Raw genomic sequence first — 23493 nt, forward strand, 5'->3', positions numbered from 1 at the left:
TGTCGTAAAACCACGTGTCATGCGGAACACAGAGCGATGGTTATCAGGCATTCGCTTTTTACGTAAAATGACCGGATAGCCCCTCTCACCACGCGAAATCCGGAAGAGGAGCGTTACGGTTTTTCAAACGCGATTCTCCATTTGATCCGGTTGGCCCTGTCGGAAAATTTCCCGAAAATCAGGTGCTTCAGGGTGGCAAATTCCCAGAATATGGTAAAGAATGCAAAGATGACAACGGCACACCCGACTGCATTGAAGAGGTTGTACTGCGAAAAGATGGCGAGCCCGTTCCGGCAGGCAAAATACGCAAACGGAAACGAACACAGGGCGATAAATGCGACGAACGTGACGTACACGGCAACGAGAAATCCCCGGATACTTAAGAACACCGCGAGGTTCGACGTTTTCAGCAGCAGAAAATTTTTATTATACTCTTTTAAGTCCCCGAGAATTGCCTGAATCATGCTGCTTTCGCCGGGACTGTCGCGGGCGTGCTCGAGGTACCGTACATTTTCCCGGAGAATGGTGAGCGCCGTTTCCCATCCGTGGAAACGGATCGCATCGGGGGCGGTTCTTCCGAGGAGTATGTCTTCGAGCCAGAAATGGTATCCGACGATGCGTGAGATCGTTTTTGCCGTATCGAGAAATATCCAGAGCGACGGGATAAGGAACAGGAGAGGCACGAGGGAGATGAGGCATACTGCGTTGTTCTCGAGATAGTGCAGATTCAGGTCGCTGCTGTTTTTAAAAATCAGGCCCAGGACAACGATCGTTGCCGTTATCGCAAAGGTGAAGAACTGGATCTCGCACCATTTCAGCTGGTTCAGTTCCCGCCGGAGCGCTGTGTGCTCCAGTTTGCAGAGCTCGATTATCTCCTCTGACGATGACATACCGTATTCGAGGTATAGGCTGCCGTGGTATATTGTAGTGTCGGAGGGAGGGCATGTCCGGGTAAGCGGTTTTTCTCAAAAAAAGGGCGGCATTCAGGTCTCCTTACTGATAGGGTACTGTATCTCGGTTAACAGGTCCTTCTCCGGGACGTCGGCCGGGTCGTTCAGGTACAGCTCCCGGGCGGGTCCTGTCCATGTGAGGTGATTTTCCTGCAGATATTCAAACACTTTCTGGTGTGCCATACCGAGGTTGCCGTACGGGCCCCTGTATATCACCGTCACGGCAGTAACGGCGGGAAGGGTCCTGATAGTGATTGCCGGGGTTGTTATGGTCACGTTTCCCGAAACAGGCAGGGCGACCTCGACAAGCCCTCCCGTTTCGTCACAGTTCTCGCCGATATAGACCGAGGAAACGGGGCCGGTGGCTTTCACGTTGTTCTGCAGGTTTTCGGGGCTAAATGCCTCCCTGCAGATCTGTTCGATCAGCGATGCCAGCACCTCGCCATACGGCCCCTCACCCCGGATCGTCATTGCCCTGATAGGGGGTATTTCTTTTATTGTCAGGTTTTCGAGTTCCACCGTGAACAACTCCTTCAGCGGATCATCGGATGATAGGATCCGCTCGACCCTGGTCAGACGACTGATTTCATCCCGGGTTTCATGTAACCGGCCCTTCATAAGTGCCTCTACGGAAGCGCTGTCCCGGTCGCGGGCGTCAAGAATCATCGCCGTGTCATCCAGCGAGAATCCCAGGTTCGTAAGGCTGCCGATCCAGATACCCCGTTCGATCTGTTGAGGGGTATAATACCGGTAGCCGGTGCAGAGGTCTCTTTCAACAGGTACAAGAAGCCCTTTCTTCTCGTAGCAGTATAATGCCTTTTTCGAGAGACGTGTCACTTCGGAGAATCTCCCGATCGGAATCCTGTCAACTGGCATGGTCATCATTCTATAGTATTCCGGAAGGGATAGGGTTGTGCAGTCTTCCCCGGGGAAGTGTTTCCGGCTTTGCCCGACCCTCCCTGGCAGAAAGGTAGCCGCGGATCAGGCACCCTTACCGATGAGCGTTCCCGGCACCTCCGGTCACAGAATCTTCGGGAGGCCGCTCGTCCGGGTCAGGACAGATACCTGGAAGGTTTGTGGGAAATCATTTTGCATCAGCAGTACAACGATGAACACGGTGAAACCGTGAGCAAGATCCGGCTGGTAGACGCGGAGACCGGCGTGCAGCTGCGCCATTATGTCCGAACACTCAGGGAGGCGAACCGTGAGCGGGAGTGGTACGAGGAGGAGACGGGGAGACCGATCCGGATCGTGAAGGTATTTGACACGAGCCCCGACGAGTAAAACCACGGGCGGGTCCCGCGGCCTGCCCGTATCCGTGCGGGGGTCCGGGTTGGGGGTACCGTCTCCCCCGGCGGAAATAAACCCAAACTTCATCACATGCCGGGCACAACATACAGGATAAGGAACGATTTATCCACCGGAGCTGGTCGTGGCATGGCATTTTTAACACTGAATGATGTGGATCTTTCCCGCAAGACGGCACTCTTGCGGGTTGACTTCAATTCGCCGATAGACCCGGTATCCAGCACGATTCTTGACGACAAACGGTTTCGGGAGCATGTGCCGACCATTCAGGCGCTGGAGGATGCGAAATGCGTCATTCTCACGCACCAGAGCCGCCCCGGGAAGAAGGATTTTACGACGCTGGAGGCGCATGCGGAGATCCTCGGGCGGCTTCTCTCCCGGCCGGTGCGGTACGTTGATGACATCTTCGGGAAATGCGCCCGCGACGCGGTGCGAACCATGGAGCCGGGTGACGTGCTCATGCTCGAAAACGTTCGGTTCAACGCCGAGGAGAACCTGAAACTCCGGCCCGAAGATGCTAAAAATACGCTTTTCGTCCGGAAAATCGTGCAGATGGCGGATATCTACGTCAACGATGCTTTCGGGACGGCACACCGCTCACAGCCTTCCATGGTCGGGATCCCGCTTGCGATCCGATCGGTCGCGGGCCTTCTGATGCAGCGGGAAGTCGAGACGCTCTCCCGTGTCATTACGGGAGCTCCGAAACCGGTTGTCTTCGTGCTGGGAGGGACCAAGGTGGACGATTCGATAGACGTAGCTCGAAACGTGCTTGAAAACGGCATCGCTGACCGTGTTGTCGTGGTCGGTGTGGTCGCAAACATCTTTCTCATGGCCGCCGGGTATGACATCGGCGCCCCCTCCTCCCAGCTCGTCGAACAGCTTGGATATGCAGGGGAAATCGCGAAGGCACGGGATTTGCTTGACCGGTTCCGCGACGCCATTCTCATGCCCTCCCATGTGGCGGTCAGGGACGGGAACGTGCGGGTCGAGCACGCGGTGGATGCCATCCCCCCGGATAAACCTGTCATGGATCTGGGGATGGATGCTGTTTTCCCGACTGTGGCAGTTCTCCGTGCCGCGGGAACTGTGGTATTCAATGGTCCGGCGGGAGTCTTTGAGGACGCACACTTCTCGATCGGAACACTCGAGCTGTTGCGGGCGGCGAGCGAGGCAGGTTTCTCCGTCGTGGGCGGCGGGCATACGGCTGCAGTCACCGAAAAGATCGGTATTGAAGACCGTTTTACCCATATTTCAACCGGAGGGGGGGCCTGCATCGAATTTCTGACCGGAAAACCCCTGCCCGCAGTTTCGGCACTTGAGGCATCAAAACGGCTTTTCTGGTAATGGAATGCGGATTGAGATTATAATCAGGGTAAAATTTATAATTCAATCCCGATAGTTTTCTATTTTTTAAAAAGGCCAAAAATTGCGGATATTCATGGATATCCCACGGTGAATATCATATGTGCCTTGCATATCGTTATATGCCGTTTAACCTACATTTTATTAAGCGTGGAATATATCCGGCACGTTTTGTCATCGAGAAGAGAAACGGATATACCGAGATATTGGCAGGTCCCGGATTTCAGGAAAAATTGATTTTTTCCCACTCCGTGCGGATTGGCCGGGATCATGGGAGGGTGAACCAGTGAAGCTGTCTCGGGAACATCGACGTCAGGCATCACAGGAATTTGATTCGCTATTTCAGCAGGTATTGTCCATCGAAGTAACGGAGTACCTGCCGGAGTGGAGAGAATCAGATCCCGACGTTTTTCAAAACATTATTATGCTCGCAAAAAAGGAATTGCGGGTGGATTATCTCTGATCAGGAAGAACCGAATCATCCGTTTCTCACCTTAGTCATCCTCTCCCGTTGCCGTTTCCGCGTACCGGGCGGCATTCTGCAGACACACCGCAGCTTCAGAAAACCGCCCGAGACGGTGCAGCGCCATTCCCTTGTGATACCAGCCGAGTGAATGATCCGGCACCGCATCGAGCATCCGGTCGAAGAGCACGCAGGCCGGCTCGTACCGCCCCTGCCGTACAAGAGCAACCCCTTTCCGGTACAGCATATCGGGGTCCTCGCCGCCACGTTCGATTGCCCGGTCGAACGATTTGATTGCATCCGAATAACGTCCCATATCGTCAAGAAGCACGCCGCGGGCCCCCCAGAGGAAAGCATCGTCGTTTCGAGTCCGAAGTATCCTGTCATAGGCAAGGAGCGCATCCTCGAACCGCCCGGTTTTCCAGAGCAGGCTTGCGAGCAGGACCTGTGCGGCATTATGGTCGGGCTTTCGCGAAAGAATGCGCTTGGTCACGTCGGCAGCCTCACGGTAATCCGCATGGCGACTCAGGGCGAGGGCGTATTCGAAGAGCGTGTCGCAATTTTCACCCTGCTGTTCGAGGAGGGCGGGATAGCGGGAGAGCGCTTCACCGGTCTGTCCCTGCTGTTCGAGGAGGGAGATCAGCGCCTGGCGTGCGGCCACATTCCCGGAATCCACCTCAAGCACCGCCCGGTACGCATCCGACGCTTCGGGGATCCTGCCCAGCCGTGCGAGCATTTCGGCTTTTTTCACCCGTGCCTCCCGATGGCCGGGATCCGACGCGAGCACTTCCGAAAACGCCTCCAGGGCATCGTCGTACCGGCCAAGGGTCGTGAGTGCCGCCCCGAGCATCATCCGGCTCCCCGGATCGTGGCTGTCCGTTTCGAGCGCCTCCGCAAACCGGGTGACCGCCTCCTCGGTCCGTCCGGCACGGAGCAGTGCGTGCGCCGCCTCCTTCCGGGCATCGGCATCGTCAGGTGTTTGGAGTAGATAGGTGTCGTATGAAGCGGTGGCGTCCGCATATTTCCCGGAAGCCAGCAGTGCCCGTGCCCTGACCCGGATTGCCCTGATATCCTCCGGATCGAGGTCCAGTGCCCGGTCCGCGTATTCGACGGCCTGCTTGTTCCTGCCGGCTGCATACGCGAGATCGGCCAGAGACGCCCATCCGCCCGGGACCTCCGGTTTTTCCCTGACTGCTTCGGTGTAGCACCGGATTGCTTCGTCACGATCGCCCATCTGCGACATGATCATCCCCAGCGCCACCCAGCAGTCCGCATCTGCCTGCCGCCCGGCCGTGCCGCAGGAGAATATCTCTGCCGCTTCCCTGTAATTCCCGAGTGCCAGCAGGGAATGGCCGAGTGAACGTCGTATTCCGGGCAGTGTAAGGCCTGCTGAGATGAGATCGCGTGCTGCTGCTGCGGACAGGTTCGGATCGCCCATTTTTCCGGTTATCCGGTACCGGGCCAGCAGAGCCGCCCGGTTTTCCGGGGCCCGCACATGAATCCGGTCGAGTGCCTCAAGAGCCTCCCGGTAGGCACCGCGGCGTTCATGTGCCAGCGCATACCGAAGCAGTGCCCCGACATCATCCGGTTTTCGTTCGAGATACCGGTGAAAGCATGAACCGGCCTCATCCTCTCTGCCGAGGTCGAGGAGGAGATCCCCGAGCTCGTACAGCGTCTGTGTATCGCCGGGGCGCTGTTCCAGAACCGTGAAAAATTCGCGGGCTGCATCGCTTTCCTCTCCTGAAATTATGAGTGCCCGTGCATATGCAAGGCGTGCCGCCGCGTCCGTCGGATCGGCATCGAGGATGTGCCGGTAGATTCCGGCTGCCCTGCTGATGTCGCCCTCATGTGCGAGGGCCGATGCAGCCCCGGAAAGTGCTTCCCGGTCGTCCGGTACCACACGGAGAAGCGCAGAAAACGCTTCGGATGCAGCATGGTACTGGCCGAGATGCAGGTGAGCGGACGCCCGCAGGCGAAGCAGCATGGTGTTTTCGGGGCCGGCATCGGTAATGCGCTTCAGCCGTTTGAGCGCTTCGTCGTATTTCCCCAGGTGGTACAGTGCAAACGCCTCGAATCCCCTGATGGCCTGTTCGCTGACGTCCGCCTCCCCCGGTGCAGGTGCCGCACCGCGTTTCTCATCATCCCGGGAAAACAGGGTGAAATCCGTGTCACCGCCGATCCAGCTCATGCCGGCACGACCCGTCCGTTCTTTCGCGTGCCCAAAACTCTCGAGCGCCTGCTCGTACCTCCCCGCAAGGAAGAGCGACAGTCCCCGATAGTACCATGCCGTCGTATTGGTCTGATCCTGTCTGAGCAGGTGATCGAACGCTTCGCAACTTCTCTCTAGGTCTCCCGACAGTACCGCAGCAATGCCCATCATGAACCTGGCAACGGGATTGTTGGGATCCGCCTTAATCACCGTTTCGAATGCGGCATCTGCATGTGGATACTCTCCCTTCCAGAACAGGGCGAGGCCGCGCTCCAGCCGGGCAGCCGACTGCTCGGGGTGGTGAACGGCAACGGCCTCGAAACAGCGTGCCGCATCTCCGAACCTGCCTGCCATCAGGTAGATCTGCGCAAGCCGATAGTGCGATCCGATATCGTCCGGGTTCCGGGCCACCGCTCCCTCGAATGCCCCGGCGGCTTCGGTAAACGATCCCTGACGCTCCAGGCCCAGTCCTTTTTCGGCAAGGAGGACGGGATTTTCGGGATGATTTTTCAGGATCTCCGCGGTATGCCTGATTGCGTCCTCATTACGCCCCGCACGTAAACAGAGTGAAGCGAGGCGGTCGAGGAGCAAAGGATTTTCGGGATCGTGCGCGAGGACCCGCTCAAAGCAGCCTGCCGCCTCGCCCCAGAATCCTGCCTGATCGAGGCATTCCCCCTTCGTGAACAGGGCGGAAACATCATCCGGCTCTGCCGCCAGAATGCGGTCCAGCACCGTAATCGCGTCATTCGCCCGGCCGAGGCGCATCTGCATACGTGCGAGTGCGCGGAGAATCGTCAGATCGGGATTCAGCCGGGCTGCCTGATCATACAGGAGTGCGGCGTCATCGTATAAAAAGAGGTTTTCCCGTGCGGTTCCCGCCAGATAAAACAGCCATCCATCCTCAGGACTGATTTCAAGCGCCTTATCAAAATGTTTCACCGCTTCGTCATACCGCCCCTTTTCGAGAGAGGCGTTCCCTTTCTGAATCCAGGGATTCGGATTTTTTCCCTGGCCGAGAATGTTTGCGAGGATATCCATTGCACCTACCTTTTCGCGGGTTCGTATGTACAGGTACCGTAATGAGACTATAAAATAGGGAGGCGGGTTCGCCGGAATGCCGGGAGTGTACGAAGCATCATATAATCCTGCTGTCCATCCCTGATTACCGCACCGGGGTTATCCGAGGACTCCGCCCCGGAGTGGCGGCAGAGGAGTGATGAGAATGAAAAAGATACAGCGCTACAAATGCCGGTACTGCGAATACGTCTATTCGCCCCTTGTCGGGGAGCCGCACCGGGGCATTCCTGCGGGCACCGCATTTGAAGATCTGCCGGAGGATTACGTCTGCCCTGTCTGCGGAGCGAAAGGCAAGGGTGCGATTGGCAAATGGGGATTCGAACCCTGGCAGCCGACGATGTACCGGTGCAAAGTATGCGGTTATATCTACGATAAAAAGCGCGGTGAACCGAACCATGGCATACCGCCCGGCACGGCATTTGAAGATCTTCCCGCCGATTACACGTGTCCGGTTTGTGGCAGCGATCCGAAGATTACCGGGGAGTACGGAAAGGTGGGACGAGAGCAGTTCGAGCCGCTCATGCTCTGATCCCCTGCGCCGGACCGGGAGACGGCCTGATTCTCTGACCGTTCCCGTCCCGGAAAACCGGCATCTATTCATCCGATGGAGCCGGTATCTTTCCAGAGAAAGGAGGGTACTCGCACGGCAACACCATGGGGGATGAATCTGGAAACGATTATCGAAGGCACGGGAGAGCTGGATCACCTTCTCCTGCTTGTGGAGCGACGGCGTCAGGCGCTCTCTCCCGGGGGTGACGGTGGGGAAGCGGAGGCGATAGAGATTATGGAGCGGATTATCAACCCCATTCTCTGCGATCTCGAAGTGTTTTTAAAGGGACGCGTCACCGCGTCGATGACGCTGCCGGAGGTCAGGGACCTCGTCTCCGGCTGGATAGACGAGCAGATCGCCCGTGAGAACGGATGATGCTCCGGGTGGATTTACTGCAGCCGGCTGAAAGCCCGCATCGTCCCGATCCGGCAGAATCCTGTTCCTATCCTTCTCCGGGATTTTCCCCGCTTTCCCCCCCGGAACCCGCACCGCTATCCGGTTGTTTCTTCAGGGTAAACCGGATTGTCAATCCCTCGTCGGAGTGCCCGGGAATCCGGTCCTCAACCCAGATGCGGCCGCCGTAACTCTCGATCAGCATCCTGCAGATCGACAGGCCGAGCCCCTTGCCGCTCCTGCTGCTGTTGCCGGTTTCGAACCGGTTGAAGATCCGTGATTTGTCGGGCATGCCCGGCCCCGTGTCGGAGACGCTGACAACAACCCGTCCGTCCTCCTCTTCAACGCCGATGGCAATCCTCACATCATTACCGCCGAATTTTCTGCTGTTGCTGATGAGGTTCGTGAACACCTCCGAGAGGAGTTCGTTTGCGTATACGACTGCACCCGAGGGAGTAAAGTCGATATGCACATCTGAAAAGTTCTTCATGTCCGCTCTGATGATATCATCGAGCGGTACCGGGCGGAGTTTCTTTGATGTTTCGCGTATTTTCCGTATCGTCGAAACATTATCGATGATGCTGGCACTCTGCCGCACACTCGAGAGGATCCTGTGAATATACTCCGACTGGGCACCTTCCGGTTTCAGTCCGGCTAGGATTTCCGCATACCCGAGAGATATCGTATTGATATTATTGATGTCATGGGCCATGATGTCGAGAAAGAGGTTTGCTTCCGCATTGGACTGCTCCAGTTCTTTCCTGAGTATGTTGTGGAGGATGGCACTGGCAAGTTCGCGGCCGAGGCTGACGATCATCGCCTTCTCTTCATCAGAAAACTGTGCACGATGCCTGCTGGCGATGAACATCACCCCGACCGTCCGTTCCTCTGTTGTAAGCGGAATAGCCGCAAACACCGTCATGCCTATTTTCCGGGCGAATATCCTGAGTGAACTTGCCGATGATAATTCGTCATCCGTTTCGGTTATCTCGGAAAAAACGGATTGCGACCGGATGAAGTACGCGTTGTAGGGTTGAATGTCGGTCTGCAGTTTCTGGAGGGAGCGGTTAAACTCGGTCTTCTCCTCGTCGGTGAGTCCCTGAACCGTTATCAGGCCCGCTTCATGTGTTTCGCTATCAATGAGATAGATTGCCCCGGCATCGAAATCCAGCATTTCGAGAATCCGGGCGAGTGAGAAGGTTAAAAATGCATGAGGTTCGCATGATGACGTCGCTGCCCTGATAATTGTATTAATAATCGAAAGCTGGCTGTTTCTCAATTCCAGCGCGTTTTCAAGCGATTTTCGCTCCGAGATGTCCACGAAGATGCCCCGGAATCCGATCGTTACATCGTTTTTCCGGATGGGAGACGCATACATGACTGCCGGAAACGTGCTCCCGTCCTTCCGGAGTGCCGTATATTCGATGCCCGCCGGCATCGCATCCCCGCGAATGCGCCGTGCGAAATTATCATGCATCCGCTGCCTGTCCCGGTCAGCAATGATCTGGTCGGCGTTTGCGCCCTTCGCCACGTCGTCGGCAGTATAGCCGAACATTTCGATGCCGCTTTTATTCGCGAATGTGATCTTCCTGTTTACGTCGAGTTCGAAGACAGCCTGCGGCAGCAGGTCGGCGAGCTGGCGAAACCGCTGTTCGCTCTCGCGGAGCGCATCCTCCGCATGTTTCCTGACGGTGATGTCGGTCAGGATGAGAATCACGGTATCTTCCGGGAGCAAACCGCCCGAGACAAGGCAGCTGACCCGGTTCCCGTCGGATCTGGTGATGGTTGCCTCCTGGTCGCTCACCGCTCCTTCCTCAGCGAGCCTCCGGAAAAACGTCGCACGCTCCTCGACATTCTCCCAGTAATCGAAGAGCGACCACCCGGCTTTTTTCTCATTGAGGCCATCGAAAAACGGCTGACACTTGTTGTTGGATTCGATCAGCGTGCCCTTCACCGCATTGATGAGGCAGATGCAGCTCCCGGAACTATCGAATACGCTCCGGTATTTCAGCTCGTTCATCCTCATTGTCGCCGAGAGGGATGAAACCAGAATGCCGACGCTGACAAATACATAGAACTGCATGGTGGCCGTCAGGAGCGGCATCCCGGGAGAGCTGACATACCAGGAGACGCCGAGGTAGATGAAACTGATTATCGTCGCAATAATGACGCCCCTTCTCGGGTAATGGAATGCGGCGAGGACGACCGGAAAATAGAAGAAATGGGTGAGGATGATGGTGAGATTGTCAGAGATGACAAAGAGAACGATCTCCGCTATGACGAGCGTAATGATAACAATGCCGAGAATTGCCTCAGTTACAATATCATTCCTGGAATACGTCAGACCCGCGCCTTCTGCCACGTCATGTCACCTGATACGAAAACGAATGTAAAGTAATTGTATGTTCTGGTCGGTGTTGTTTGTTGCGGTCGCCCCGAAAAAAGGGATGCGGTGCTGCCGGGAGAGGCTGCTCATATAAAACGGGGAGATACTATGGTTTGCGTCGATAATACTGGCACCTGCGTGCCCGGGACGATGAAGCGGTGTTCTCATCAGGCGGTAATTTTATTGGGTGCCGGGAGTATTCTTCGTGTGGTGATATCTGCGATGGTTACACTGACCGAAGATATAAAGAAGGCGATGGCGACGATCAAGGCATTTCCGGTGGCAACCGCCTCGAAGGACGGATGGCCCAACGTCGTGCCTATCGGATTCCTGGAACTTGTCGATGACGAAACAATATGGATTGCCGACAATTTTATGCTGAAAACGATTGCAAATGTCCGGGAAAACCCGAAGATTGCGATTTTTGTCTGGGGCCCCGAGACGAAGGGATGCTACCAGATTAAAGGCGAGATTACCATCCAGACGAGCGGCCCCGACTTTGAGAAGATGCAGCAGACCGTGCGGGCAAAGATGGCAAAAGCGCCGGCGAAGGGCCTTCTCATCATGAAGATTACCGGTGTCTTCGAATGCGCCCCCGGGCCGAATGCCGGGGCAAAGATCCTGTGATTTTTCGTAACAGCCCGGGGCGGTGGCAGCGTGTGACGGCGATCGGCGGCTCATCAGGACATGGCGGGGAGGGAGGAGGCGAAAGAATGCGGATTTCATCCGTTTTCTGCAGCCTCGTGATTGCGTGGTGCGTACTGCAGATTATTGCGGCACCTGCCGGCGCACGCGGCCCCGGTATAAACGATATCGGGCCGGGAGATACGATGTTTCTCTATGAGACGGGGCTCAACCTGACAGGGCTTCGCGATCCGGTGTCCAATACACCCCTGACGGAACTCCGCCGGTATGCCGACGACGACCCGGCACGTTCCCTCCTGTCGCAATTGCCCATTGTCGATGACACGGATTTCGACGTCATCTCGGAACTCATCGATGCCAACCCCGCTGTCTATTATGGTTATACACCGGCTGACGGGGCGACGCAATCCGTCATCGTATGGAAACCCGAACTCATTCTGGGAGTTACTCTCGCGTCGCCCTATCATGGGGAAACGGTGGAGGGCCTCTCCCTTCCCGAAGGAACGCCGATTGCATTCCGGATCACCTCCCCATATGTGGGCAGTGCGTACCGGGTCGGCTCAACGTACTACGCGACGGTTGATATCGTTGTCACGACACCCGGAGGTGCAGAAACGACCCGGGTGAAGGGGGTCGATTTTACGGGAATTCCTCTGAAGGCGGCGGTGGTGTATTCGGACGATCCCGGTATGCCGGGCGCGATTTCCCTTTCGGGGCTTGAAGCGGGAACCTACTCGGTTCAGGCCCGCTGGAACGCTCCGCAGGTGTTTGCAGACAATGCAGACGATTCCAATCGGATTACGTTTTCCGTTGGAAAACGTACCGATGTGGGTATTACTGTGGCCACGACAGAGACTCCGTCACCCGCGCCGCCTCCCCCTGTCACGACGGCAGAGCCCACCGAAACACCGCTTCCCGCACTAGTGACACCCGTACCCGTAACAACTCCCCTGCCGTCCCCTACCGAAGCCCCGTCCCCCACGCAGGCCGCTCCGGTTTTCTGGACGGCCTGTGCCGCAACCCTGATCGGAATGCGTCTCTGCCGGAAACCATAATCCGGCTGCTTTTTTTTCACTCGTACCTGAGCGCTTCGATGGGATTGAGAGCTGCGGCTTTCCATGCCGGGTAGAGGCCCGCAATCATGCTCGTCACGGCGCCGAAGATCATGCCGAAGATGATATAGGAGATCGCCGTCGCATCAAGCACTGTCGACTGAGTGCCCATACCGCCGAAGGATCCGAAGAGCGACTCGGTTACCGAGATGCTGACGACGTACCCGACGCCCGCACTGAATATGCCCCCGATGATGCTTCCCACGATACCGAGGATAAACGCTTCGAACAGGAATATGAGCATCACCTCCCGGCGATGTGTGCCGATGCTCCGGATAATTCCTATCTCCCGTGTCCGTTCGGTGACGGAAATAATCATCACGTTGAGGATGCTGACACTGGCGACGAAGAGCGATACGGCGCCGATACCGAGGAGCATGATGTTGATCGCATCCATTGTCTGGAAAAATATCTCGAGAATCTCTTTTGAATCGGTGATATCGACGACGTCCTCCTTTCTGTTCATCTGGAAGTCGATGGCGCTTTTTACTTTCTCCAGTTCCCCGAGGTCCCGCAGTTTCACCACGACCTGGCTGTAGTTCTCATCACCATGGATTCCGGAGTACCACTCCTGAGTTACGATGATGCCGAAATCGGGATTTATATCGATCGCCATTCCCCGTTCTTCGGCAATTCCCACAACTCTGAGGGTCAGGTTTCCGAGCTCTATCCTGTTTCCTGCATTAATGTCGTATTCGTCTGCGAGCAGGCGGCCAACAAGGCATCCCGCCGATGTTTCCCGGGGATACAGGCCACGTTCCAGTTCGACCAGAAACGGGATGTCCCCGGCGTTCAGGACGTACAACAGTGCGAATCCTCTTTTATCGCCGACCTGAATCTCCGCGGCAGTGCGGATCATCGGAATGACGCGGTTTGTGCCCGCCACTTTCCGGATCCTGCTGACATCCCGGTCCGAGATCGACGAAGGCAGCATATTACGCGGATCGAACGGGTCCCCGCTAGATACGGCGAGATGTGGCGTGACAAGGACCGTATCGCTGACATCTGAGACAAGGCCGGCGTAGAGCATGGTGATGCTGTTGCCGAGTATGCCCAGCGAAGCGATTGCCATGACACCGATGATTATCCCGACCGTGGCAAGAAACGACCGGACATAGTGCCTTCTTAAGTTTCGTATGGCGAGAGAGAAAAACAGCTCCAGCCTCTGGATAACCTGGAGCAGACGCGATCCTTCATTCATGGCGCAACGCCTCGATCGGACTCAGCTGCGCCGCCTTCCACGCCGGATACAGTCCCGAAAGGGCGCTGATGACTATCCCGAATCCCATGGCAAAAAAAACATACGCCACGGCCGTCGAGTCGAAGATCGTGGCGTTCTCACCGAATGTAGTCCCGACAGTAAAGGCTTCGATTGCCACGGCACTGATGATATACCCTCCGATAGTACTGAAAAACCCGCCGACTATGCTGCCGATAACGCCGAGCACAATCGCCTCGAAGAGAAACATCTGCAGCACATCCCTGCGGTTCGTCCCGATGCTCCGCATGATGCCGATCTCGTGGATCCTCTCGGTGACGGAGATATACATGACGTTGAGGATGTTCACTGCCGCGACAATGAGGGAGATCGCTCCGATCCCGATAAGGAACATGGTCATCTGGTCATAGATCTCTTCGTAGGTCTTGATGAGATCGCGTGAGTCGATGATGTCGACCGTGTCTTCCCTTCGATTGAGCTGGTAGTCAATTGCATCCTTGACGGCATCGATCTCGCCGAGGCTCCGGACTTTGACGATGACCATCGAGTACTCGTCCGCAGTTTCAAAATAGTCGCTATACCATGGCTCTGCCACGACGACCGCATAATCGGGATTGATGTCGGCGGCATAGCCGCGTTCCCGGAGAATGCCGACGACACGGATCTCCTCGTCCCCGATGAGAATACGGTTTCCCGGCTCGAGTTCGAACTCATCGGCAAGGAATGACCCGATGAGACAGCCGGGGAGGTTCTGGCGCACATACTGGCCCCTGTCGAGATCGAGGAGGAAGGGGATGTCGTCGGTCGCAAGGCCGATGATCTGGGCGTTGCCGCCTTCGTCTCCGAACCGGATGACCTCGGCACCCATAAGCACCGGTATCACCCGGTGTGATCCGGCAGCCCGCCGGATTTCATTCACCTGATTCGCACCGATCGTAGCGTCCACCGCCTGCCGCGGATCCCCCACGAACGTCTCCGAAGCAGCGGTGTGGGGGCTGATCACGAGCGTGTCGCCCACGTCCGTGATGACGTTGGCGACAAGGAGGTTGATGCTGTTGCCGAGGATTGCGAGGGACGCAATGGCGATTACACCGATGATGATTCCGATGATGGAGAGGAGCGACCGGATCCAGTGCCGTTGCAGGTTCCTCAGCGCGAACTGCAGAAAGATCATGGTGGTACCTCATCCCGGCGATAACTATAGTGTAGGGGCGTCAGAATGGCAGATAAAGCCTTCCCCGTGCGGCCCGAAGCCTAAGGGCGGTGCCGCCGGACCCAGTCGGCGCTGTGCTGGAGAAGCCAGTAGATGCCGTCGGTGGAGGGATGCACTTCGAGCAGATCGCGGAAATCATGGATGGTGGCCCCCTGCCTCATCAGGAATGCAAGGTAGGTGGCGGAAAGCGATGCCCCCGGCGCCGCTGCGTATATGCCGGTGATGCCTCCCCCGTCGGGCTGGAAACGGATCTTCGCCATTCCCGTATGCCGTGCGGGCACCGACCAGAAAGTTCCGGGCCCCGCAGGAGCGGGAATGGAAATCGATACGTCCGGCTCCGCGGGCATCGAGGAGAACGCATAATCGTACCCGAGGCTCATGGACTGCGGGATCCAGGCACGGTCAATCGTCCGCTCCCGGCCGAGCATCGATTCGGCTGCAACGAGCCCTTCACGCCGTGCAACCGGCGTCAGGTAGGGCGGCCCCGTCACATCCCCTGCTGCCCAGACACCGGAGACGCTTGTTCGCATGGAGGCATCGACCCGGATCTCACCGAGAGGCCCCTTCTCCAGCCCCGATACCGCCTCCGTCCGGGGAACGAGACCCGCCGCGACAAAGACCGCGTCCACATCGATCTCTTCACGGCCGTCACCGGAGCGGAGCTCTGCCGTCTGTACCTTCCCCGTCCCCCTGAATTCATCGACGGCGGTATTCTCCCGTATTGTCGCGAAAGCTATGTCTTTTCGGGCGGTTTCGCGGAGTTTCGGGTCGATATTCGGTAAAAAACCGCTTCTGCAGATCATCTCGACCCTGCTCCCGAGTCCGCCGAATATATATGCAAACTCGGCTGCCATCACCCCTCCGCCGAGGATTGCAACCGTTTCCGGCAGGTCCGGCATCGTATGGAGTGTGTGCGGGGTGTAAATGCCCGGAAGCCCGATTCCCTCGATCTCCGGAACATACGGGGCCGAACCGGTTGCAACAAGGACCGCTTCCGGTCTGAACGTTTCACGGCCGGCGGTCACGGTCCGCCCGTCCACACGCGCCTCACGCTCCGCGAGCACCGTCACGCCTGCCTGCTTCGTCTCTTCCCGGAGAATCCCGTGAATCGTCGCCTGAATGGAGGCCATTTCCTTCAGAAGCGTCCCGAATGAAACCCCCGGGACGGTATCGACAATGCCGAGCCCTGCGAGGGTTTCCGCCTGCCTGCGGTGGCGGGCCACGTCGTTGAGCGCACAGACCACCATGCAGCCGAAATGGAGGCACTGTCCGCCGAGGCCTCCGCTGTCGACGAGGCACACCTCCTGTCCCTCTTCTGCGAGCCGCATCGCCGCGATGCGCCCCGCAGGCCCCCCTCCGACAACAACCATCATGGTGCGCGCTCAGATGATTTCCACGCCATCGTCCATCGGTTCGCACAGGATATCGCCGTTGAAGGCATTGATCTCGACAATCTTCTTTCCCCGGATCTGCCAGACCGGAACATAGACCAGGCGGAGATCGATCGTGATGTTGTTCCTGTCCGGGCGGATAATCTTATTCTCGAGCGAGATGGTGTCACCGCTCTCCTGTTTTATGCGCACGTTTTTCGTGAGAGATTCGATCACCTGCTCAAGAATCTGCTCTTCCGCCTCCTTTCGCTGGATGGTCGGTGTCAGGATATCCGCCTCGGCATCGATGCTCTCCTCGACAATATCTGCGATGTCGATATCGGAGGGGAGGCCGTTGATTGCACTGATGGCACCGGACTCTCCGGCGTCAAAGCTGATCGTCCGGTCCCGGAATGACTTCTCCCCGAAGCTCTTCCACGAGTAAAACCAGTGCGGAATGAAGCGGCAGGTTGCCTTCCCGTGCTCCCCGGAAATCCGCACGGCATACTCTCCGGTGACCTTCACCGGGAGATGGGGGATCTCCGGGCCGGAGGCAACGCCCGGGGGTGCAGGCTGCACGTCCTTCGGCTCCGTTCTGCGGCCGAAATCAATCCCGAGCTCCAGCCCGAGTATTCCGGCGACCGCAGCCATCCCCGCATATTCGGAAATCTCCTCTTCGCCCCACCTGACGAGATTTTTAGTGCCGGCCTGCTCGTTGAAGGAGACGAGCAGTTTAATGCACTCGATTTTCTCATCTCCGGCCCTGAACTGGTACCGGGTTTCATCAAACGCGGCGATCTCCTCGTTGTCGTCCGAACAGAGTACGACCACGCACTCATTATCCCTGATAGCTGAGAGGTCGATGAGCCCGTCCCCTTCTTCGACATCGAACGATGCCGTCTCAAGAATTTGCCAGACCGCCTCCCGCGCCCGTCCCCGAATCATTCACATACGTTGTGAGCAAGCGTATAGAACAATTTTTCTATTGCGATGCATGAGGTGTACTAATGCACAGCCCTCTGAAATTCGTGAATCATCGCATCGAAGAGTATGCCCTGAATGTAACGTACCGGCCGGAGGACGATGAGGGTTCCATCATTTACAACGTATCCCTGATAAACCACAGCGATCTGGATGATTTTCTTCGTATGCTCAAGGACGCGTGCCGGGCCGGGTTGTGCGTGAGCCAGAGGCTTCGGGTCGTGCAACCCGGTGAAACAGTGGGGGACATGTCGGTTCCCGGGAATATGGCCGGCATCCTGACCATGTGCAGCATCACGCTCGATGCGCTCCTGCTCCGGAAGGGTGTCCCGCTCAATCCGGTCGGGGGAGGGATTGTTGAGATTCAGGATCGGATACCGCGGCGGTTCACGACGATCATCAGGTATGAAAGTACAACCATTGATCCGCTCCAGGTCCTGATATCCCAGGAAATGACATCGGTGCAGGGAGTCATGAACCGCGGAAACGGCTCGATTCTCGCCAATCTCCGCGAGTGCCACATGGAGACCGAAGCACTCGTGGGCGATATCCTCGACGGTCTTCTGGATTGCGGATTCACCGGTGTTCTGGATGTCGGGGTTCCGAATGCCGCTCTTCTCGGTGTGCCCGTCACCCCGGAATACTTCGGGATTGCCATGGTGGGCGGCACCAATCCCATTGCTGCATTCCGCGAAACAGGCAAACGGGCGCAAACGATGGCGCTCAAGGGGCTTATCGACATCGGGGAAATGGGATATATCACCGACTACTGACGGGCTTTCTGGCAAATGTTTGCGATGAACTCCCAGTATCGCGTAAAAAAGTGCACGAAACCCGGTGATTCTGAGTAGAGCGCCGTCGGTGTTGCGTCTTCACCACCCATCATTACAAGGGCGCTCTTCTGGTCAATAATAAAAACACCCGCGGTTTCCGGAAAATTCCGGTGAGGGGTATGGGTAGGAAAGCCCGGGGGGAGCAGAAATAGTTCCACGCTTCCGGGCGTCTCTCCCTCCCACCGGTCGGTGATAATCCTGATTGCGGCATCTCCGGGTATTCTCGAAAGAATAACGGGTAAAATACGCCCGAGAAAGGTACTGCTGCTCACGATATCCAGAGAACGTTCCGTGCCTGCGATGAGGTCCGCGAGACGGCTCTCTATGGTTTCTTCTCCGTTGATGGTCCAGATAAGTTCCTGGCTGCCTCGTTCCGGACATATGCGGTTCTGGTAGATCTCCATCAGCGCCGTGCGCGCCCGTTCCGCATCCCCTTCAATGTACCGGAGCATGCGATCGATTCCTTCCCCGGGAGGCGCCGCGTTGAACCTGCGTGGTGTCGTATGAGAGACCGTGACCAGGTTCTTCTGGACGAGGCGATCGAGAACGGGATAGACGGATGCACGCGGAACGGTGGATATCTCGTGTATCTCCGATGCACTCGCCCCTTCTGCCTGCAGGAGTGCAATATAGACGAGCGCTTCATATTTTGTCAGGCCGAGCGATTTCAGTGATTCGATAGTACCCGCAAGAGTTTCCGGGGATTCAACCATCACATACCATTATATACGGCGTGGAAATAAATGTTGTTATAACAAAAACAACAAGGGTCATCGTATGCAAATCCGTCATTATCTTGTTCTGGCACTTGTTGCCGGGATGCTCGTCGTCCCGGCAATGGCCGGAGATAAATATCTCTATGGGTCTCCTGACCTTATTGCGTCGATATCGGGCACGAACGAATTTTCACCCGGTTCCGAAGTCGCGCTCACGGTAAAACTGGAAAACCAGGGACTCAATCTTGTGAAGATTGCACAGTCGACCATCATCGAGAGCGAGGATCAGCCCAATACGGCGAAACTTGCTGCCGTCACGATGAAGCAGGGCACTGCACCGATTACCATCAAGACCGACCGGCAGATGGTGGGCGACATTACCGGGGGAAGCAGCACCACGGTATCGTTTACCGTTAAATTCGATGCGGATGCGGCACCGGGTGTCTATTCGGTCCCTCTGGTGATCGACTACACGTACCTCTCGAGCGCGGACCAGTTCGGTTCCGACACCATAACCTACCGGTACCTTTCGAAGACGGTGGAGATACCCCTAAACATCCGTGTGACGTCCGAGGTTTCCCTTGATATCACGGATGTCCGGACACGGTACCTGAATGTGGGAACCGAAGGCTACCTCACGCTCACGATAATGAATACCGGCTTTGAAAATGCCCGCCATGCAGTTGTGAAAATTGCCCGAAACGGAAATTCCCCCCTTGTACCGACGGACAGCAGCGTATATATCGGCGATTTTGCATCGAGTGCGGCAACGGAGTCCACCTTCAAGATCGCGGTGTCGAGCGATGCGGAGGAGGAGTTCTATCCGCTCAACGTCTACATGGAATACGAAGATGCTGCGGGTGATGCGATGACGTCGGATACGAAAACCATCGGTATCCCGGTGGGGGGAAAGATCGACTTCGAGGTCATATCCGCGCCCTCTGAGATCTCGCCCGGGGAAAAGGCCGTTATTGAAGTTGTTTACCGGAATAGCGGCGCTGCCCCCGTCTATAACGCACAGGCACGCATCAGCGCCGTTGATCCATTCTCGAGCAATGACGATACCGCGTTTCTCGGCGACATCGCTCCCGGCGAAACGGTGAAGGCACGTTTCGTCGTGACCACCGATGCCGCAGCGACAATAAAATCCTACGGGCTCGACTCTGAGATCCGGTACCGGGATGCGCTCGACAACAGCCAGATTTCGGAGACGATGAAGGTCGTGGTGAACGTCGTTCCGCAGAGCGGCGCAATGACGGCCCTCTCGAATCCGGTCGTGATCGCCATTATCGTCGTCGGTCTCATCGGCGCGGGGTATTATGTCGTGTCGCTGCGACATAAGAAGTGATGGACGCATACTGGAATGGTCCGCTGCCGGAACCGAAGGTACGGACCATGGACGAGATCCGCGGGGTGCTCGCAGACCCGGGATGCCGGGACACCCGCTCTTCCCTCTATCTCATGTACCGTGCATGCGCCCGGACGGACGAAGACAGGGACTGGCTTATCCGCCACGATCTGCGGTTTGACATCACCGTCATCCCGCCCGCCGTCATCTGTGGCGAATACGTGAAGACAAAAGGGCACTACCACCCGGTGAGCCCCGACGGAACAGAGTATCCCGAACTCTATGAAGTTCTCGGCGGACGGGGTATCTATCTGCTCCAGACACGGAACCTTGCGGATATCGTCGCGGTTGAAGCAAAGAAAGGCGATATCATCCTTGTGCCGCCGGGGTACGGCCATGTCACCATCAATCCCGCGGATGAGAATTTTGTGATGGCAAATATCGTTTCCACTCGATTTTTAAGCGATTACGGCCCGTACGAAACAAAACGGGGCGCCGCATATTATTACATGCAGAGCGGCTGGAAGAAAAATCCTGCGTATTCGGGCCTGCCCCCTCTCCGGTTCCGCACCGCACCCCCGGCTGCATCTCTCTCTCTTTGCGACGGCGGGATTTACGGGCTCATCGGGCGTGACGATATTCTCGCCTGCCTCAACCACCCTGCACGCGGCTTTCCGGATTTTTCCGTTATCTGATTCCTCACCCTGTTTTTGCATTATATCCGTCATCACCCTGATAAAAGACGGATAAACCGCCGGAGCGCCCTGATATCCCCGACAGCGATGATCGAATCGCCCGCCTGCACCGGCTCCTCCGCTCCGGGCCTGATAACCGACCGTCCCCCCCCCTCGATTCCTATCACCCGGACACCGCTTCTCCGTTCGATCCATCCCGCGGTTGCGGGAGTGGTTTTCATGAAATGTTTCATCACCACCTTCTGGCCGTTCGGAAGGTCGAGAAGGACCTGCACGATGTCGGAGAGCACGATGCCCGCGACCACCTGCCCTCCGATGGTGGGGAGAAGGGCGACGTAGTCGGCACCTGCACGATAGAGTTTGTCAATGGAGGAGGCTTCGTTAGCACGGGCGAGGATACGGAGCTGCGGGTTCTGATTCCGGGCGATCAGGGTGGCGAAGATATTCACGTCGTCGTCGTTCACCGCCAGGACGCAGAACCGGGCGTCTTCGATATGCGCATCACGCAGGACCTGCTCATCTTCGGCGTTGCCCTGCACGAAGGGCATCTCCTGCTGCTTCCTGTCGATGACGATACAGTTGATCCCGGACTGCGTGAGTTCCCGGTATGCGGCCTTCCCCACATCCCCGTACCCGGCGATAATCGCCAGCTCCTCTCCCGGCATATCGGCACGAAACTCGGTTTCGATCACCTCGTTGAGGGCGTTGGCACGGCCGAGGAGAAACAGCATCGTCGAAGTGTCGATGATGTCGTCCCCGGAGGGGTGCATGACGAACGAGCCTGCCTTCCAGAAGAACAGCACGTCAATGCCGAACCGCCCGAACAGGGCAAGCCCGCGGAGACTTTTTCCGCTCGACCGGCACCCCTCCATGATGGGCACTTTTATCAGTTTGAGAGATGTTGCCGGCGAATCCTCGGAAATCTTCATCCGGTCAAGGCTGATCGCCTCGTATATCGTATCGACGTCCGGCCGGAGCACCGCATGGCGCCCGAGGATCTTGCCCGTCGAGTTCTTGGGCGAGAGCACGAATTCGGCACCCGCGTACCGGAGGTACCGGTCGAACCCGAGGTCGTCGACGATCGCGATGATGCGTCCCGTGGTCCTTTCCCGGATGCCGAGGATGATCATCGCGGTCGTGCGTTCTTTTTCATCGATAATGATGTTCGTCGCGTTTTCGACCCATGCATTGCTCCACGTTGCGGGATCGCCGTAATCCCCCCAGACGACATGGAGCTGCTTCCGGTACCGCCGGAATACCCCGCGGGCCTTTTCCTGGTTCTCTTCAACGATCACGATCGGCATGTCGATGATCATCAGGCTCTCAATCAGTGCCCGTGTCAGTTCGCCGTACCCGACGATGACGACGTGCCGCTCCATCTCATGGGGAGTGCGGTGCGGTGGCGTGGCCTGGAGGAGTGCGGTGATGTACGGGGCGAGCATCACCGGGACGATCATCAGCACCGTAAACACTCCCGTCACCATGATGAAGATGACGATGGCGTACATGATCTGGCTTGAAAACGGCAAAAGATCGCCGTATCCGACGGTCGTGATGGTTTCCACGACAAAAAAGAGTGCCTCCGCCCACGTCATCGGGCGGTGTTCGAGCAGCGGAAACGTGTGATGAATGATGATCGTGTAGACGACGACCTGTATGGTCAGGAGTCCGACGTATATCCTCAGCCGCCGGTCCGGCAGCAGGACGGCAAGGAATCCCCTGTTGTTACCCGGCATCCTGCCTCACCTCCGCGAGGATCCGGCAGATCCGGCATGTACCCCGGAAGGGATTTCCACATTCGGGGCAGATCCCGGCTGCCTCCGGGCTGCCCCCTGCCATCTTCGGCAGCTCCTCGCCAAGGTTGACGAGTGCGAATTTGGTGGCGGGATGGCGGTAACTGTAGTCATTGAGCATGGTTCTCACATCTGCCCGGAGCGCGTTGTACGCATACGGGCACCCGCGTTCGATGAATCCCTTCACGTGGAGGTGGGCGTAGAGTGCCACCTCCCGCTCCGGAAGGTTCTGGAACGGGCGGATCCGGGGGATGAATCCGTCCGCCTTCTCTCCCTGATGCACGAGCCGGCCGGCGTCTCCGCGGAGAACGTTCATGAGCACGGACTGGGCGTCATCATCGAGATTGAAGCCGAATGCAATCCGGGTGATCCCCTCGTCACGGGCAACCCGGTTCAGGAGCGACCTGCGGAGGACGCCGCAATACGAGCAGGAGAGGCGGTCTCCCTTCCGCCGGACGATCTCATCGAGAGTGATGCCGTATTCCCCGGAAAACGAGGCGGTGTGGCAGAGAACACCCATGGATTCGGCAATCGATTGCACCGTCCCCGGATCGCGGTAGCCACAGATGCCCTCGTCGATGGTAATGGCGCGGATTTCCACGTCGCGCCGATCCCGAAAGAGGGTGGTGAGAAAATACAGGAGCGCACTGCTGTCCTTTCCGCCGCTGAGAGCAACGCCAATCCGATCGCCGCTCTCGATCCACCGCTGCTTCCGGATCAGCTTCTTTGCCCGCCCCTCGAAATCGGCGACAAAATGCTGCCTGCAGAGGTGCATCCCGGAGTACCGCTGAAAAACAATCGCATCCCTGTTGCACCTGTCGCATTTCATGCTTCCCAATCAAACTTATATCATCCCCCCTGATAAAATGT

At 57.2% G+C, this 23493-nt stretch carries 21 protein-coding genes; 10 read left to right on the forward strand and 11 right to left on the reverse strand.

Features of this window, described 5'->3' with window-relative positions:
* Positions 1 to 113 precede the first annotated feature (113 nt).
* On the reverse strand, positions 114 to 890 hold the full coding sequence (locus APR53_10455; protein KQC04458.1) for a hypothetical protein: 777 nt from the start codon (positions 888 to 890) through the stop codon (positions 114 to 116).
* A gap of 93 nt (positions 891 to 983) precedes the next feature.
* On the reverse strand, positions 984 to 1835 hold the full coding sequence (locus APR53_10460) for a hypothetical protein (protein KQC04459.1): 852 nt from the start codon (positions 1833 to 1835) through the stop codon (positions 984 to 986).
* Positions 1836 to 1883: 48 nt separating this feature from the next.
* On the opposite strand from APR53_10460, the gene APR53_10465 reads away from it, so the two are divergent.
* From APR53_10465 to APR53_10475, 3 genes are all read left to right on the forward strand, one after another.
* The gene (locus APR53_10465; protein KQC04460.1) at positions 1884 to 2234 is read left to right on the forward strand and encodes a hypothetical protein; all 351 of its coding nucleotides are present in this window, start codon (positions 1884 to 1886) and stop codon (positions 2232 to 2234) included.
* A 153-nt stretch (positions 2235 to 2387) separates the two neighbouring features.
* On the forward strand, positions 2388 to 3602 hold the full coding sequence (locus APR53_10470; protein ID KQC04461.1) for a phosphoglycerate kinase: 1215 nt from the start codon (positions 2388 to 2390) through the stop codon (positions 3600 to 3602).
* A gap of 119 nt (positions 3603 to 3721) precedes the next feature.
* Positions 3722 to 3910 (forward strand): hypothetical protein, encoded by a 189-nt coding sequence (locus tag APR53_10475; GenBank protein ID KQC04462.1) that lies wholly within the window; start codon positions 3722 to 3724, stop codon positions 3908 to 3910.
* A gap of 204 nt (positions 3911 to 4114) precedes the next feature.
* Here APR53_10475 and APR53_10480 read toward each other — a convergent pair whose 3' ends face one another.
* Positions 4115 to 7330: a hypothetical protein gene (locus tag APR53_10480; protein ID KQC04463.1), complete on the reverse strand. Its 3216-nt coding sequence runs from the start codon at positions 7328 to 7330 to the stop codon at positions 4115 to 4117.
* Positions 7331 to 7514: 184 nt separating this feature from the next.
* Here APR53_10480 and APR53_10485 point away from each other — a divergent pair, with 184 nt between their 5' ends.
* Together APR53_10485 and APR53_10490 are read left to right on the forward strand one after the other, a co-directional pair.
* A complete protein-coding gene (locus APR53_10485; GenBank protein ID KQC04464.1) occupies positions 7515 to 7898 on the forward strand; it encodes a rubredoxin in 384 nt (127 codons plus the stop codon).
* A 132-nt stretch (positions 7899 to 8030) separates the two neighbouring features.
* Positions 8031 to 8294 carry a hypothetical protein gene (locus APR53_10490; GenBank protein ID KQC04465.1) on the forward strand — a complete coding sequence of 88 codons (264 nt, stop codon included), beginning with the start codon at positions 8031 to 8033 and terminating at the stop codon, positions 8292 to 8294.
* Positions 8295 to 8361: 67 nt separating this feature from the next.
* On the opposite strand, the gene APR53_10495 is transcribed toward APR53_10490, so the two are convergent.
* The gene (locus APR53_10495) at positions 8362 to 10674 is read right to left on the reverse strand and encodes a hypothetical protein (GenBank protein ID KQC04466.1); all 2313 of its coding nucleotides are present in this window, start codon (positions 10672 to 10674) and stop codon (positions 8362 to 8364) included.
* A 246-nt stretch (positions 10675 to 10920) separates the two neighbouring features.
* Here APR53_10495 and APR53_10500 point away from each other — a divergent pair, with 246 nt between their 5' ends.
* Both APR53_10500 and APR53_10505 read left to right on the forward strand, forming a co-directional pair.
* A complete protein-coding gene (locus APR53_10500) occupies positions 10921 to 11325 on the forward strand; it encodes a pyridoxamine 5-phosphate oxidase (GenBank protein ID KQC04467.1) in 405 nt (134 codons plus the stop codon).
* Positions 11286 to 12398: a hypothetical protein gene (locus APR53_10505; protein ID KQC04468.1), complete on the forward strand. Its 1113-nt coding sequence runs from the start codon at positions 11286 to 11288 to the stop codon at positions 12396 to 12398. Before APR53_10500 ends, APR53_10505 begins: the two co-directional genes overlap by 40 nt.
* A gap of 16 nt (positions 12399 to 12414) precedes the next feature.
* Here APR53_10505 and APR53_10510 read toward each other — a convergent pair whose 3' ends face one another.
* The 4 genes from APR53_10510 to APR53_10525 form a co-directional block, all read right to left on the reverse strand.
* Positions 12415 to 13656 (reverse strand): multidrug ABC transporter substrate-binding protein, encoded by a 1242-nt coding sequence (locus tag APR53_10510; GenBank protein KQC04469.1) that lies wholly within the window; start codon positions 13654 to 13656, stop codon positions 12415 to 12417.
* Positions 13649 to 14848 carry a multidrug ABC transporter substrate-binding protein gene (locus APR53_10515; protein ID KQC04470.1) on the reverse strand — a complete coding sequence of 400 codons (1200 nt, stop codon included), beginning with the start codon at positions 14846 to 14848 and terminating at the stop codon, positions 13649 to 13651. Before APR53_10515 ends, APR53_10510 begins: the two co-directional genes overlap by 8 nt.
* A gap of 80 nt (positions 14849 to 14928) precedes the next feature.
* A complete protein-coding gene (locus APR53_10520; GenBank protein KQC04471.1) occupies positions 14929 to 16260 on the reverse strand; it encodes a hypothetical protein in 1332 nt (443 codons plus the stop codon).
* 9 nt (positions 16261 to 16269) lie between these two features.
* Complete coding sequence (locus APR53_10525) at positions 16270 to 17202, reverse strand: hypothetical protein (GenBank protein ID KQC04472.1); 933 nt, start codon at positions 17200 to 17202, stop codon at positions 16270 to 16272.
* A 62-nt stretch (positions 17203 to 17264) separates the two neighbouring features.
* Between APR53_10525 and APR53_10530 the strand changes: the two genes are divergently transcribed.
* Complete coding sequence (locus APR53_10530) at positions 17265 to 18011, forward strand: hypothetical protein (protein KQC04473.1); 747 nt, start codon at positions 17265 to 17267, stop codon at positions 18009 to 18011.
* Here APR53_10530 and APR53_10535 read toward each other — a convergent pair.
* Positions 18005 to 18784 carry a hypothetical protein gene (locus APR53_10535; protein ID KQC04474.1) on the reverse strand — a complete coding sequence of 260 codons (780 nt, stop codon included), beginning with the start codon at positions 18782 to 18784 and terminating at the stop codon, positions 18005 to 18007. The genes APR53_10530 and APR53_10535 overlap by 7 nt on opposite strands.
* Positions 18785 to 18848: 64 nt before the next feature.
* Here APR53_10535 and APR53_10540 point away from each other — a divergent pair, with 64 nt between their 5' ends.
* The gene (locus APR53_10540; protein ID KQC04475.1) at positions 18849 to 20135 is read left to right on the forward strand and encodes an S-layer protein; all 1287 of its coding nucleotides are present in this window, start codon (positions 18849 to 18851) and stop codon (positions 20133 to 20135) included.
* A complete protein-coding gene (locus APR53_10545) occupies positions 20135 to 20830 on the forward strand; it encodes a glucose-6-phosphate isomerase (protein KQC04476.1) in 696 nt (231 codons plus the stop codon). Before APR53_10540 ends, APR53_10545 begins: the two co-directional genes overlap by 1 nt.
* Before the next feature lie 32 nt (positions 20831 to 20862).
* On the opposite strand, the gene APR53_10550 is transcribed toward APR53_10545, so the two are convergent.
* Positions 20863 to 22566 (reverse strand): hypothetical protein, encoded by a 1704-nt coding sequence (locus APR53_10550; GenBank protein KQC04477.1) that lies wholly within the window; start codon positions 22564 to 22566, stop codon positions 20863 to 20865.
* Entirely contained in the window at positions 22556 to 23452 is an 897-nt protein-coding gene (locus tag APR53_10555) for a tRNA(Ile)-lysidine synthase (protein KQC04478.1), read from the reverse strand. Before APR53_10555 ends, APR53_10550 begins: the two co-directional genes overlap by 11 nt.
* Positions 23453 to 23493 lie beyond the last annotated feature (41 nt).

This window comes from Methanoculleus sp. SDB (genome assembly GCA_001412355.1).
Lineage (GTDB): Archaea > Halobacteriota > Methanomicrobia > Methanomicrobiales > Methanomicrobiaceae > LKUD01.